The organism is Hyalangium ruber, from assembly GCF_034259325.1.
In the GTDB taxonomy this organism is placed as follows: Bacteria; Myxococcota; Myxococcia; order Myxococcales; family Myxococcaceae; genus Hyalangium_A; species Hyalangium_A rubrum.
Genome location: NZ_JAXIVS010000014.1, coordinates 137,800 through 150,413, shown reverse-complemented (window position 1 = coordinate 150,413; position 12,614 = coordinate 137,800). Strand labels below are relative to the sequence as shown.

The 12,614-nt window shown below is 69.4% G+C and carries 12 protein-coding genes; 2 read left to right on the top strand and 10 right to left on the bottom strand.

Translation table 11 applies throughout. The features are described from left to right. Positions 1 to 3: 3 nt before the first annotated feature. The 10 genes from SYV04_RS33325 to SYV04_RS33280 all read right to left on the bottom strand — a co-directional run bounded on the left by SYV04_RS33325 (position 4) and on the right by SYV04_RS33280 (position 10,810). Positions 4 to 1,920, bottom strand: coding sequence for an OmpA family protein (locus SYV04_RS33325; protein ID WP_422723998.1), 1,917 nt, complete (start codon positions 1,918 to 1,920; stop codon positions 4 to 6). 324 nt (positions 1,921 to 2,244) lie between these two features. Beyond that, a complete protein-coding gene (locus SYV04_RS33320) occupies positions 2,245 to 4,164 on the bottom strand; it encodes an OmpA family protein (protein WP_321550029.1) in 1,920 nt (639 codons plus the stop codon). 188 nt (positions 4,165 to 4,352) lie between these two features. Continuing rightward, the gene (locus tag SYV04_RS33315; RefSeq protein WP_321550028.1) at positions 4,353 to 5,471 is read right to left on the bottom strand and encodes a hypothetical protein; all 1,119 of its coding nucleotides are present in this window, start codon (positions 5,469 to 5,471) and stop codon (positions 4,353 to 4,355) included. 20 nt (positions 5,472 to 5,491) lie between these two features. After that, positions 5,492 to 6,073 (bottom strand): Uma2 family endonuclease, encoded by a 582-nt coding sequence (locus tag SYV04_RS33310; RefSeq protein WP_321550027.1) that lies wholly within the window; start codon positions 6,071 to 6,073, stop codon positions 5,492 to 5,494. Between the two features lie 53 nt (positions 6,074 to 6,126). Then, a complete protein-coding gene (locus SYV04_RS33305) occupies positions 6,127 to 6,879 on the bottom strand; it encodes a hypothetical protein (RefSeq protein WP_321550026.1) in 753 nt (250 codons plus the stop codon). A 45-nt stretch (positions 6,880 to 6,924) separates the two neighbouring features. After that, the gene (locus SYV04_RS33300; RefSeq protein WP_321550025.1) at positions 6,925 to 7,098 is read right to left on the bottom strand and encodes a hypothetical protein; all 174 of its coding nucleotides are present in this window, start codon (positions 7,096 to 7,098) and stop codon (positions 6,925 to 6,927) included. 116 nt (positions 7,099 to 7,214) lie between these two features. After that, positions 7,215 to 8,561 carry a DUF7986 domain-containing protein gene (locus tag SYV04_RS33295; protein WP_321550024.1) on the bottom strand — a complete coding sequence of 449 codons (1,347 nt, stop codon included), beginning with the start codon at positions 8,559 to 8,561 and terminating at the stop codon, positions 7,215 to 7,217. Positions 8,562 to 8,650: 89 nt separating this feature from the next. Then, entirely contained in the window at positions 8,651 to 9,514 is an 864-nt protein-coding gene (locus SYV04_RS33290) for a tryptophan 2,3-dioxygenase (RefSeq protein ID WP_321550023.1), read from the bottom strand. A gap of 158 nt (positions 9,515 to 9,672) precedes the next feature. Continuing rightward, positions 9,673 to 10,179, bottom strand: a complete 507-nt coding sequence (locus SYV04_RS33285) for a cell wall protein (RefSeq protein ID WP_321550022.1) — start codon at positions 10,177 to 10,179, stop codon at positions 9,673 to 9,675. A 133-nt stretch (positions 10,180 to 10,312) separates the two neighbouring features. Continuing rightward, the gene (locus tag SYV04_RS33280) at positions 10,313 to 10,810 is read right to left on the bottom strand and encodes a hemerythrin domain-containing protein (protein ID WP_321550021.1); all 498 of its coding nucleotides are present in this window, start codon (positions 10,808 to 10,810) and stop codon (positions 10,313 to 10,315) included. Between the two features lie 237 nt (positions 10,811 to 11,047). Between SYV04_RS33280 and SYV04_RS33275 the strand changes: the two genes are divergently transcribed. Together SYV04_RS33275 and SYV04_RS33270 are read left to right on the top strand one after the other, a co-directional pair. Then, positions 11,048 to 11,734, top strand: coding sequence for a lysophospholipid acyltransferase family protein (locus tag SYV04_RS33275; protein WP_321550020.1), 687 nt, complete (start codon positions 11,048 to 11,050; stop codon positions 11,732 to 11,734). Further along, positions 11,727 to 12,584, top strand: a complete 858-nt coding sequence (locus SYV04_RS33270; RefSeq protein WP_321550019.1) for an alpha/beta fold hydrolase — start codon at positions 11,727 to 11,729, stop codon at positions 12,582 to 12,584. The genes SYV04_RS33275 and SYV04_RS33270 overlap by 8 nt, the downstream gene beginning before the upstream one ends. The last annotated feature ends 30 nt before the right edge of the window (positions 12,585 to 12,614 follow it).

Below are 12,614 nucleotides of genomic sequence, written 5' to 3'. Positions count from 1 at the left end.
CGCTTACTGCTGCGCGCCCTCGCGTTGCGTGGTGAGGAACTCGACCCGGCGGTTGGCCGCCCGGCCCTTGGCGGTCTTGTTGTCGGCGATGGGGCGCTCCTGCCCGAAGCCCTTGGCCTCGAGGCGCTCGGCCGCCACGCCCTTCTTGATGAGGTAGCTGCGCACGGACTCGGCGCGCCGCTGCGAGAGCTTCAGGTTCTCGGCCGGCTTGCCCTGGCTGTCGGTGTGGCCTTCGATCGACACCTTCTCCAGCTCCGGGTGCTCGATGAGGATCTTCGCCACCTGATCCAGCAGCTTGAAGCTGCGGCGCTGGATGGTCGCCTTGGCGGTGTCGAAGTACACCGTGTCCTTGAGCTCGATGCGGCCCGTCTTGATGACCACCTGCTGCTTCTGCTGCGCCGGGCAGCCCTGGTTGTCCACCGGCCCCGCCTCGTTGGGGCAGTTGTCCAGGTGGTCGGCCACCGTGTCGTTGTCGGCGTCCTTCGCCGGGCAGCCCTTCAGCTCGGGGATGCCGGCCTCGTTCGGGCAGGCGTCCTGCTCATCCAGGATGCCGTCCTTGTCCGCGTCGCGCGGCGGGCAGCCCTGACGGTCGGCGGGACCGGCCTCCGTGGGGCACTTGTCCTGCGAGTCCTGCAACCCGTCCTTGTCCGTATCCGGGCAGCCCTGGAAGGCCGCCAGACCGAAGACGCTCGGGCACGTGTCGGCCGCGTCCTCGATGCCGTCCTTGTCCGTGTCCGGGCAGCCCTGGAGCACCGCGTCTCCGGCCACCGACGGGCACCGGTCGTCCGAGTCCAGCACGCCGTCGCCGTCCGCGTCCTGGATGGGGCAGCCCTGCGCATCCACCTTGCCGCCCTCCTTCGGGCAGGCGTCGGCGCGGTTCAGCACGCCGTCATTGTCGTCATCCAGGTCCGGGCACTCCTCGGGGGTGTGGTCACCACCGGCCACGCACTTGGGCGGCGTGTGGCCAAAGGCCACGCCCAGCAGGCCGCGGAAGGTCGGCGTGCCCGGAGCGTTGTCGAAGCCCACCCCGGCCAGCGCATAGGCCTCGAGCGACTCGGTCAGCGGCAGCCGCGCGCCCGCCAGCGCCTCCACCGAGTTGCCCTCGCGGCGGAACGGAATGTAGGCGATGACGTTCACCTCGCCGCGCAGCCCCTCGCCCGTGGTGGCCAGCGCCGCGCCCAGGCGCAGCTCGTCACCCACCTCGTCGCGCACGTTGGCGTCATTGCTGAAGATGGTGCGCGGACGCAGCGCCACGCCCGCGTCCAGCGCGGCGCGCAGCAGCCCGAAGCTGCGACCCACCATGATGCTCGGCACGGTGCGCAGCGAGCTCTCGCGCGCCAGCGCGTCGGCGTTGCCCACCGGCAGGCCCGCGTTCACGCCCACCGCCAGGTCCACCGCGTCCCCATCGTCCCGCTGGGACAGCAGCGCCAGCCGCAGCCCGACGTAGGGAGTGCCCAACGCCGGCCCTTCCGCGGGCCGACCCACCTGGCGCGCCGTGAGATCATCGCCCCGCTGCACCAGCACCAGGGGCACCTGCGCGGACAGCTCCAACCACCGGGTGAGGCCGTAGGCGCCGGACAGGTGGCCCGTCACGCGGTGCTTCACCACCGAGCCCACGCGCAGCCCGTCCTCGAAGAGCACGAGCGGATCATTCTCGTAGTGGCCGGTGAGCGAGAGGCGATAGCCACCCCGCTGCAGCAGCTCACCGGTGCCCAGCAGCAGCGAGCCGGAGGCGCTGGGGTTGAGCGTCAGACGCTCCAGTTCAATCTCTGGCAGGCCCTCGGGCTGCGCGAGCGCGGAGGCGCCCGACAGCAGCACGGAGAGCACCAGCAGTCGCTTCAAGACAGACGGGGAGCGCTTCAGGCCCGCGCGTCGGAGTCCTCCGACAGGCGTGCCTGCACGCGGTGTGGCTTCGTTCATGGCGTGGTCTCTCTGCGATGGAAGCAAGAATGAGCCGGGGCGGTCGTTTACCGTGCCTGGGCGCACCAGGCTCGGAGCTAAAGGTGGTACGCCCCCCCCCGGGGACATCCATCACTTCACCCCTAGTTAGCCGGACGCGCAAAAACTTTCCACTCCCTCCGGCGTCCCTGCTCCCCTGCCCCCCCAGGGAGTCGGCACCAAGGCGCATCACGCTCTCGAAGTGCCTGAAAAGAAGAGGCCGAGGCCCCATGCCCCTGTAGGGGGACACGGCACCTCGGCCTTCACCCGCGGACCCCGCTTCAGGGCAGGGCGGCCGCTCGGAGCCTACTGCTGCGGCGCCGGCTGCGGCTGCGCCGGCTGCGCACCCTCGGCATCGTAGCGGGTGAGGAAGTCGACGCGGCGGTTGGCGGCGCGGCCCTCGGCGGTGGTGTTGGGCTGCACCGGGCGGTCCGGACCGAAGCCCTTGGACTCCAGGCGCTCCTTGGCCACGCCCTTGCCGGAGAGGTAGGTGGCCACCGACTCCGCGCGCTGCTGCGACAGGGTGCGGTTGAGATCCACCGGGCCCCGGTCATCCGTGTGGCCCTCGATGATGATCTTCGAGATCTCCGGGTGCTCGTTGATGACCTTGGCGATCTGATCCAGCAGCCCGAAGGAGCGCGCCTGGATGGTGGCGGCGCTGGAGTCGAAGTAGACGTTCTCCTTGATCTCGATGCGGTTCTGCTTGATGGCGACCAACTGCTTCTGGGCCGCGGGGCAGCCCTGGTTGTCGGCGGGGCCGGCCTCGGTGGGGCAGTTGTCCAGGTGGTCAGCGACCGTGTCGTTGTCCTTGTCCTGGGCGGGGCAGCCCTTCAGCTCGGGAGCACCCGCCTCCTTGGGGCAGCTGTCCTCCTCATCCAGCAGGCCGTCATTGTCCGAGTCCTTCTGCGGGCAGCCCTTGCGGTCCACCGGGCCGGCCTCGCTCGGGCACTGATCGGCCGAGTCATCCAGGCCGTCGCCGTCCGTGTCGGGGCAGCCCTGACGGTCAGCCGAGCCGGCCAGCGCGGGGCACTTGTCCTCGGAGTCCTGCAGGCCGTCGCCGTCCTGATCCGGGCAGCCCTGGGCGGAGGCCACACCCGCGGCGGCGGGGCACTTGTCGGCGGCGTCCTCGACGCCATCCTTGTCCTGGTCCTGGAGGGGGCAACCCTTGACGTCCACCTTGCCGCCATCCTTGGGGCAGGCGTCGTCGCGGTTCTTCACGTTGTCGTTGTCGTCATCCAGGTCCGGGCACTGCTCGGGCTTGTGCTGGCCGCCGGCCACGCACTTGGTGGGCGCGCCGCCATAGGCCATGCCCAGCATGAGGCGGAAGTCGGGGTTGCCCAGCGTGTCGCCGAAGCCCAGGCCGCCCATGGCGAACACCTCGACGTCGCTGGACAGGGGGCCGCGCACACCGACCAGCGTCTCGGCGGTGAGGAACTCACGGCCGAAGGGAACCCACATCAGGACGTTGGCCTCGTAGCGCACGCCCTCGCCGGTGGAGGCCACCGAGGCGCCCAGGCGCAGGGTGTTGTAGGCCTCGCGGTTGTCGCCCTCGCCGATGGACACGCGCGGGCGCAGCGCGGCGCCGAGCTCGAAGCCGGCGCGCAGGCCCTCGGTCTCACGGCCGATCATGATGCGGGGGATGGCGCGCAGCGAGTTCTCGCGGGCCAGGGCATCGGGGCTGCCCAGGGGGAAGCCCACGCTGATGCCGGCGGCCACGTCCACGGGGATGTCCTGGGACTGGTTGAGCACGCCGATGTTGAACGAGGCGATGGGGGTGCCCAGCTTGAAGCCGCCCTCGGGGGCGCCGAAGGGCGAGTTGGTCAGATCGCCCTGCTCCTGGCTGAGGATGAGGGGCACCTGCAGGCCCACCTCGAGGTTGTCGGCCAGGCCGTAGGAGGCCATCAGGTGCGCGGTGGTGCGGTGGTTGACGAGCACCACCTCGCGCTCACCGGTCTCCGAGGTGATGTCGGTGAGGGCGGGCGACAGCGGCTTGCTCTCGAAGTGACCGATGAGGGCCAGGCGGGAGCGGCCCTCGGGCAGGAGCTGACCGGAGTTGATGATGAGAGAGCCCGCGCCGCCGGGGTTGAACTCCATGCGCTCCACTTCGAACTCGGGCAGGCCGCGGGGCTGTGCCAGCGCGGTGGTGCTGAGCACCAGCGCGGAGAGGAGGCTCAGGCGGGCCACGGGCGTGCCCTTTCGCGTCGAGGAAGAGGTGGGCAGTGTCATGCGATCATCCATCCGGGCAATGTCGATGGCTCGGGAGTGAGGGCAGGTGGGGCCGAGGAGGGGTATTCCCCCGGTCCATACCAGGGCGCGCACACAAGTCGAGGTTTCGACAAACGTCCAGAGAAAAACCGCCTTTGTTACCCCCCCGGGTATCGCCGCACCCCGCCACCCCGGGAGGTTGCGTCGGCTCAGTGCTCGAAGACGCGCAGGAAGGCGAAGGCGATCTCCAGGACGATGAGGGCGACGATGGTGGCCTCCAGCGTGAGGGAGCGCGCCGTGTCCACCTCGCCCTTGAGCAGCCCATACGTCTGGGCGAGGAGCTGGTGCTTGCGGGTGACGGAGGATTGCCACGCGGGGATGCGCAGCCGCTTCACCGCCGCCTCGTAGACCTTGGCCAGGTAGAAGTCGCCGATGATTTTCAGGCTGTTCTCCACCCGCTCGATGAACTCGTTGAGGTCCACCAGGGTGGTGAGCGTCTCGCGCACGAGGTTGCGATAGGGGCTGCGGAACAACGCCGTCCACCCATGTCGCCGGGTCTGCACCTGATCATGGATGCGGGAGATGTGCCCATCGAGCTGCTCGTCGTAGAAGCGGAACTCGAGCAACTGCGCGTTGGCGATCTCCAACAGGTCCGGAATGTCTCGCGAGCCGGAGGGCTCGTAGACGAAGGCGCTGTTCCAATCGAGGACGACGAGGTCATCCACGGTGTAGCTGAAGCGGTGCTGGGTGACGGCCTGGCTCTCGTTGCGAGACAGGGGCCGGGAGCCGACCTCGCCGAGCAGCAGGCGAGCCAGGTCGGCGCGCTGGAGCAGCTCCTCTGCGGAGGGGGTGCCACGGATGTGCTCGACGAAGAGGACGGTGTAGCTCTCGTTCTGTTCCCACATGCGCCGCTCCCGCACGGCGGGGGCGATGGTCTTGCGCACGCCCTCGATGAGCTCGCTGGCGAGGGCCTCCAGGGCCTGGCTGTCGTAGAGCTCATCGGCGATGGCGGTGAGCTGCTCGAGGGTAGCGCCCTCGGGGATGGGGACGGCGAGGACGATGGAGGCGGCGCCATGGTCGAACAGGCGCGCGGTGGTGTCGACGGTGACGGGCCCGCCGCGGAGGGCGAGCACGCGTCGGCCCAGCTCATAGGCCACGGGCGGGTTGGGGAGCTGGATGTATTGACTGTTCTCGCGGGAGAGCTTCAGGCGGCGTGCGTCCTGGGCGAGCACGCGGCGTGCCTTCTCCAGATCAATCTCGTCCGCGATGTCATAGATGCGGTAGCAGAGGGCGTGGGCCTTCTCGAAGATGAGGGGCTCGGCGGACATAGGGGTCCGGCAGCTTACCCTCAGTCCTCCCACAGCACGCGCAGAGACAGCGCGAGCGCCTCGAAAGGTTCGGCATGAACAGAGGCCTCGCCTTCATGGGTGGCGAGCAGCGTGTAGCGCGGACCCTCCAGCCGGAAGATCTCCAGGGTGCGCACATCCGGATCCACGAGCCAGACGTGGCGCACGCCCTCACGGGCGTAGATGGGAAACTTGGCCGAGCGATCGCGCGCCTCGGTGGAGGGAGAGAGCACCTCGCAGACCCAGTCCGGAGCGAGCTTGAGCGCGGGAACGCGCGGCAGCTTGGGCATGCGCTCGCGCCGCCAACCCGCCAGGTCCGGAACGAGCACGTCCGTTCCCAGGTGCAGCTCGGGTTCATGGAGGATGACCCATCCACCCGGGTTGTCCCCTCCAATGTCGAAGGGACCTCCGAGCTTGACGCCGAGCCGTGAAGCCGCGCGCGCATGGGGCGTCGCCGGGCGCGGACTGGCGTACAGCTCCCCGGCGATGATCTCCCCCACCTGGTGAGGCGGGAGCGCCTCCAGGTCCTCGTACGTTGCGGGGCGTCGTGGCTTCTCGGACATGACGACTCGGGCAAGCATCATGTGCGGCATCCTACCGCACAGGTTTGAACTCGGGAAGCAACCCTCCAGGTGGCCTACCCCTCGGAGGGGCGCCCCATGACCTCGCTCAGGTCCATCTGCGAGAAGAGGCTGGCGCGGAAGGAGTCAGCGCAGGTGGCGGGGGCCTTGGGCACCAGGGCGCACTGGCGCTCGGCCAGCGTCTTCGGCGCGCTGGCGGCGCGGTCCAGCCGGTCGTTGTAGTCCTTCCAGTCGCTCTTCGAGAGCTTCTGCATGGGCGTGTCGGACTGCTCGACCTGAGCCGGAGCGCGCTCGGCGGCGGCCTTGGCCTGCTCGGTGAACTTCGCGAGCAGCTCCTGATGCTTGGGCGCCACCTTCGCGTACTCGTCGAGCGCCTTCGTGATGGCCTGCCAGTCATTGCGCGCCCACGCATCCGCGTAGAACCCGCGCCAGGCGTACTGCCCCTGGCGGCACTGCATCTCCGCCGAGCCGTAACCCGTGCCCATGGAGCGCTCACCCGTGGCCGTATCCACCCAGTAGGCCTCCTCCACCGCGGCGCACGCATCGGCCACCCAGCGGTTGTAGTCAGCCTGCAACCCCATCCACGCCTTGTAGTTGGCCGCGTCCTTCTTCTTCAGCGGGACGATGACCTTGTCGAGCGCCTTGTTCATCGCCTTCTTCAGACACTCGGCGCGAGCCCCTTCCTGCGCCTTGTACTCGACGTTGGACTGCGGCTCCTTCTTCGGCAGCGGACAGGCCTTCTTGGCCCAGGACTCGACAGCCGGAGCAGGGGTGGCGGACAGCACGAGGGCAAGCGTGATGGAGAGCATGCTCAGGGTTTAGGCGCGAGGAGGCAGCCGACACAAGGCCACGCCTCAGCGGGGCTCACGGGGCGGGAAGACAATCGGCTTTCCAGGCCCCGGCGCGTCCTCCGGCACGTTGCCGATATGCCCAGGCGTGGGCACGGGCCGGTCTCCCGCCTGGCGCTTGTAGCGGTCTTCATCCTCCGGCAGCCGGGGTTGCGGCTTGGGGTCCTCGTGTTCGGCCATGGTGGGCTCCTTCGCGGCAGCGATGTCTGACTCTCCAAGGTAGGGCGCGGCACACAGGCTGGCCCGCATGCACGCCCCCTGCCCGGACGGTCGGAGGGCAACAGGGCCCGCGCCCCCTACTCCGTGAGCCCCAGCTCCCCTCGCAGGGCCAGGATGTCGGCCCGCTCCTCCTCGGGCAGCAGCGCCTCGCCGTGCTCGAACTCCTTGAGGATCAACTCCACCTCCCGACGCCCGGCCGCCGTGCGCACCGCCTCGCGCGGCGTCTTCCCCTTCAACGCCGGCAGCGGATTGTCGAGCCACGCCGCGTAGTGCTCCGCCTTGAACTCGCGCAGCGCCGCCAGCATCTCCGGCTCTGGCGCCTCGTATTCCGAGACCTCCTCGCCCTGGGCCTCCATCAGCGCCTCGGGGTCGCAGTGCTCCCGCTTGCGGTGCGTGAGCAGCCCCGCGCACGCGGCCTCCACCCGCGCCCTCAAGGCATCGGCACGCTCCACCGAGTTCGTCTCCAGCCGCAGCGAGGCCTCGGCCACCCGGGCGCTGCCTACCAGGGTGTTGTCCCACGAGGCGTGCATCGCATTGCCCGACTTCAGGAATGAAATGTCCGCGGGTACGCCCTCCTGGTTCAGCTCCGCGCCCTCCAGCGACAGCAGCGCCTCCAACACCCGAGTCCGGACCTTCGCCGAGAAGGTGAAATCATCAGCCGTGAGCAACAACAGCTCACCGTCTGTGTTTACCAACGTGGGCGGAGGCTGAAGCTCCAGCTCCAGCACCTCCGTCATCCACAGGTGGATGAGCCCCAGCGCCACCCCGTCGCCCGCGAGCTTGCGGTGCGGCACCCCGCCGCTCCGCACCCGTAGCGCCCGGCGGGCCGTGCGCTCCACCTCGTGCGCCGCCCTCGGAGGCAGCGTGTTCGGGTGCATCCCGCAAAACACCGACAGCCCCTCGTAGTCCACCACGCGCCCGAGCATGACGTCCCGGAGTTGCACCATGCGCGAGCCCCGCACCTCGTGGACGAAGCGCTCCTCGCCCCCCAGCAGGTCCTTCACCCCCACGCCCTCGCCCTCGCGCACCTGGCGCACCTCCCAGAGCGTCACCACGGCGGCGGCCTGCGCCTGCAGCCAGCCGCGCTCGACCTCCCTCAGCCGGTCCCCCCGCTCCTCCAGGAACCACTCGCGCATGGGCCGCCCCTCCACGCGCCAGTGGTTCACCACCCACGGCATGAAGAGCTGGAAGTCCTCGCGCTCGAACCGCCGCAGCGGGAAGTACGCCTCCGTGGGCTCGGTGAGCCATTCCCGCCCGAAGCGCTGGTGGCCAAAGGCCACCATCTCCCCCACCAGCCGCTCGTCCATGCCGTGCAGCCACGCCCCCGGCGCGTCCACCGACGGGTCGGCCCGTGAGCCACAGCAGTGCTTCGCCTTCTTCCCACTGCCACACGGGCAGGGCGCATTGCGCCAATGCGCGGACATAGAGCCTCCTCGACCCCAGGGTACTCATGAACCCCATGGGTAGGAAGCCCCTCGCACGACCTGGAGCGTTGTATCTGTCTCCCGGCGGGCTACCCGGGGCGGCGGACCGGCACGGGCGACAGCTCCGTGCGCACGTCCCACAGCTCGGGGAAGAAGCGCGTGTCCAGCGCCCGCCGCAGGAACGTCACCCCCGAGGAGCCGCCCGTGCCCTGCTTGAAGCCGATGATTCGCATCACCGTCATCATGTGTCGGTAGCGCCAGAGTTGGAACCGCTCCTCGGTGTCCACCAGCTTCTCGCACATCTCATACGCATCCCAGTGCTTCTCGGTGTTCTCGTAGATGCGGCGAAACACCTCCACCACGGCCTCGCTGCGCTCGTACGGCTGGCGCCAGTCGCGCTGCACCCGGTCCGCGGGCACCGGGTGCCCCATCCGAGACAGGTGGCGCAGGAACTCGTCATACAGGCTCGGCGACTCCAGCATCCGCTCCAGCTCCGCGTGCTGCGCCGGCACGTGCTTGAAGGGCCCCAGCACCTTGGCCTCCTTCATGCCCAGCAGCATCTCCACCACGTGGTACTGGAAGCTCTGGAAGCCCGAGGCGTGCCCCAGCGCCGCGCGGAACTCCAGGTACTCGTTGGGCGTGAGCGTCTCCAGCACGCTCCACTGCTCGAAGAGCATCCGCTGGATGTGGCCCACCCGCGCGAAGATCTTGAACGAGGGCTCCAGCTTGTCCGACTGCACGTAGCGGATGCACGCCGTCAGCTCGTGGATGAGCAGCTTCATCCACAGCTCGCTCGTCTGATGCTGGATGATGAAGAGCATCTCATCATGGTGCGGCGGCTGCGAACGCGGCACCTGCGTGGCCAGCAATCGGTCCAGCTGCAGGTACTCCCCGTACGTCGTGTGGCCGGCCAGCTCCGTGAGGATGCCAGGCTCCATGTCTCGCTTGTTCATGTGGAGGCCCTTCATGCCCCCACGCGCCACCGGGCGCAATGGTCCTCGCGCCGCACCGGTGAGACAACTCAGCGGCCCCCAGACACCGCTCCCCTTGAGAGGAGAGGGATTGTCAGGGGGCCGACTGTCTTAACGTTTCACGTGTTCAACCCAACCTGTCAGGTCGAGCTGCCACCGGAGGCGGCCGCGGCCAGCGCCTTGGAGGCGGCGCGACCACGGGGCAGCTTGATGTCCTCGACGCTGTTGGGCTCGGCGTAGTCCACCCACGCCGACGGACGGCGGTTGGTCTTGGTCAGCATGCGCAGCTTCTGGTAGTGCGCCGCGCAGTAGCCCTTGGTGCGGCTGGGCGAACCGCAGCCGATGATGGCGCAGTCGCGCCCGGCGTCGCCCGACGGCTTGCGGCCGCGGCGCTTGCCACCGCCCGAGGAAACCGGAGCCGCCACCTTCGCCGGACGGCCAGGGCCGCGCTTGGCCGGCTTCGCGACCTGCGCGCCGAACAGCGGGGCCATCGCCTGAGCCACCGGCGCCAGCCGCTCCGCCACGTCCCGCAGGGCATCCAGGTCCGAGGTGCCCGCCTCCAGGCGCGAAATCACCGCGCGCAGCGGCTTGAGCTGGACCTCGATTTCGTTGCGGATCATCTCTCGGAACGCTTTGTCGACAGACATGTGCTTGGGAACTCCGTATGCGGAAAGGTACGTGTGAGACAGATATTGAAGCGCTTCAGAACGCTTTCGCGCCCCTCAATACTTCTCACGACAGCGATTGTCGAATCTCTATTTCAAAAAGTTGTCTTGGCGCTCATACATCCCAGCGCGGCGCTGACACAGCCGTGTTGGCGGGCGGCCAGACCTGCGCGTGCGCGGAGAGCTCCTCACGCAGGGACTCGAAGGCTCGGCGCAGCTCGTCCTGCTCGCCCTCGTCCAGCACCGTGAGCAGGCGCGGGAAGGTCTGCGCCTCCTCCTCGCGAACGTGCGCGACGATGAGGTCCTCCAGCGCGGTGAAACAGGCCCACCACTCGGGCGAGCCAGGCGACTGGTCCTCCAACTCCTCCATCAGCTCGCGCATCGTCAGATGGTCCTCGGCCTCCTCGCGAGCGCGAGCGCGCCCCTCCACCCGAGCCATCAGCGGGTAGAGGTAGCGCTCCTCCAGGCTGGAATGCAGCCGCAGCAGGGCCAGCAGCTCCTCGGTCTGCTCTCGCCGCTCCTCGGCCTCGGAGGCGCTCTCCTCGGCCTCGAGCGCGTCGAAGCGCTCCTCCAGCTCGCGGTGCTGTTCGGTGAGCAGATCGAAAGGTCCCATGACCTCTCAACCATCGGCATGAAGAGGCCGAGGGACAACCGGCGGTAACCCTCTCAACCCGGCGCTACAGGTGTCTCATATTGAAGGCTCTCAGGCGGCGGCCGCGCGCTTCCCGCGAGTCAGGGGAGGAGGGCTCGTCCGGCCGCCTGCTACAAGGATGGAGCGGGCTGGCGGCGAGCGGGCGAATCCCCATCTTCCTTCCCCGTGGACACCCTTCTCACGAGCGCGCGTCGTGCCGTGTTCCGCCTGGCGGAGGCGGGCGCCGCCCTCTCCGCGTCCTACCACCGCGCCCGGTTGCTGGGCACCGAGCACCTGCCCGAGGGCCCGGTGCTGCTGGTGGGCAACCATGGGGTGTGGGGCTACGAGACGCCCGCCTTCTTCCACCTGCTGCACCAGGAGACAGGGCGCTATCCGCTGGGGCTGGCCGAGCGGGGATTCTTCCGCATTCCCCTGGTGCGCACGGTGCTGCCGTGGCTCGGCGGAGTGGAGGGCACGCGGGACAACGCGCTCGCGGCGCTCCAGGCCGGCAACCTCGTCGTCTGTTATCCGGGCGGGGCGCATGAGACGTTCAAGCGTCCGCACAACCGCTACACCCTGCGCTGGGAGCGGGCGCTGGGCTTCGTGCGGCTGGCGGCGCGGGCCGGGGTGCCCATCGTCCCCTTCGCGGGCTTCGGGGTGGATGACACCTTCCTGTACCCGCCGGGAGAGGAGCGGCTGTGCGTGCGACTCTCGGAGGGCGAGAAGTACCGCATGCCGCTGGTGGTGGGGCTGGGGCCGCTGCCGTTGCCGGTGCGGCTCACCTTCGCGGTGGGCGAGCCACACGAGCCGCCTCCGGAGGATGCGCCCGAGTCGCGCCTGCGGGCCTTCCGGGACCGGGTGGCCGCCAGCGTGCGGCGCCTGCTCTTGAGGGCGTGCCATGCTTGAGGCCACCGCGCACGCGCCCCGGCTCGTCCCCGAGCCGGAGGACATTCAGCAAGGCTACGAGCTGCCACTCGAGGAGCGGCTGGTGCGCGGCGCGCCGGTGCGCCTGTTCACCTTCCCCGAGGGCACGCGGGATGTTTCGCGCACCGTGGTGTGCCTGCCGGGGCTGGGGGCCTCGGGACGCTCCTTCGCGCCCATGGCGCCGCTGGCCCCGCACCTGCGGCTGCTGTTGTGGACGCCCACGCTGCGCACGCCGCTCACGCACTCGCCGCTGCAGTGGAACGTGGAGGCGCTGGAGCACCCCTCCGCGCAGCTCCCCAAGCGCTTCTCGCTGGTGGGCTCCTCCTTCGGCAGCCTCGTGGCGCTGGCCTTCTCCCTGGCCCATCCGGAGCGGGTGCGCTCGCTGGTGCTGGTGTCCCCGGTGGCCAGCGTCCACCGCGTGCGGCGCTGGGCCTTGAGCCTCTCCACGCTGGTGCGCATGCCCAAGCCGTTCGCCTATGTGTTCGCCCCCACCGTGGCGCGGGTGCTCGGCGGGCGGCGGCTTCCGCCCGAGGGGCGCGCGGAGATTGTCCGCGAGGCGCGCCGGCTCTCGCCCATGGAGCTGCTGCGCCGGCTGCGCGACGTGCTGGAAGCCGACTACCTGGGCGCGCTGGAGCGCCTGCGCGTCCCCACGCTGGTGATTCACGGCGCGCGAGACCACCTGGTGCCGCTCAGCTACGCGCGGGACGTGGCTTCTCGCATTCCGGGTGGCCGGCTCGAGGTGCTCCGCGAGGCCAGCCACCTGCCGTACATGAGCCATACCGAGGCCTTCAACGCCTTCGTCGGCGACTTCCTGTTGCAACACCTGTCCTGAGCTTTTTTCTCCTGAAACATTTTCAAACCT

Bases quoted from the DNA above. Each gene is read 5' to 3' on its own strand.
- SYV04_RS33270 (WP_321550019.1), top strand. From the start codon at position 11,727: ATGCTTGAGGCCACCGCGCACGCGCCCCGGCTCGTCCCCGAGCCGGAG.
- SYV04_RS33315 (WP_321550028.1), bottom strand. From the start codon at position 5,471: ATGTCCGCCGAGCCCCTCATCTTCGAGAAGGCCCACGCCCTCTGCTAC.
- SYV04_RS33325 (WP_422723998.1), bottom strand. From the start codon at position 1,920: ATGAACGAAGCCACACCGCGTGCAGGCACGCCTGTCGGAGGACTCCGA.
- SYV04_RS33280 (WP_321550021.1), bottom strand. From the start codon at position 10,810: ATGGGACCTTTCGATCTGCTCACCGAACAGCACCGCGAGCTGGAGGAG.
- SYV04_RS33300 (WP_321550025.1), bottom strand. From the start codon at position 7,098: ATGGCCGAACACGAGGACCCCAAGCCGCAACCCCGGCTGCCGGAGGAT.
- SYV04_RS33305 (WP_321550026.1), bottom strand. From the start codon at position 6,879: ATGCTCTCCATCACGCTTGCCCTCGTGCTGTCCGCCACCCCTGCTCCG.
- SYV04_RS33285 (WP_321550022.1), bottom strand. From the start codon at position 10,179: ATGTCTGTCGACAAAGCGTTCCGAGAGATGATCCGCAACGAAATCGAG.
- SYV04_RS33290 (WP_321550023.1), bottom strand. From the start codon at position 9,514: ATGAACAAGCGAGACATGGAGCCTGGCATCCTCACGGAGCTGGCCGGC.
- SYV04_RS33295 (WP_321550024.1), bottom strand. From the start codon at position 8,561: ATGTCCGCGCATTGGCGCAATGCGCCCTGCCCGTGTGGCAGTGGGAAG.
- SYV04_RS33310 (WP_321550027.1), bottom strand. From the start codon at position 6,073: ATGATGCTTGCCCGAGTCGTCATGTCCGAGAAGCCACGACGCCCCGCA.
- SYV04_RS33320 (WP_321550029.1), bottom strand. From the start codon at position 4,164: ATGACACTGCCCACCTCTTCCTCGACGCGAAAGGGCACGCCCGTGGCC.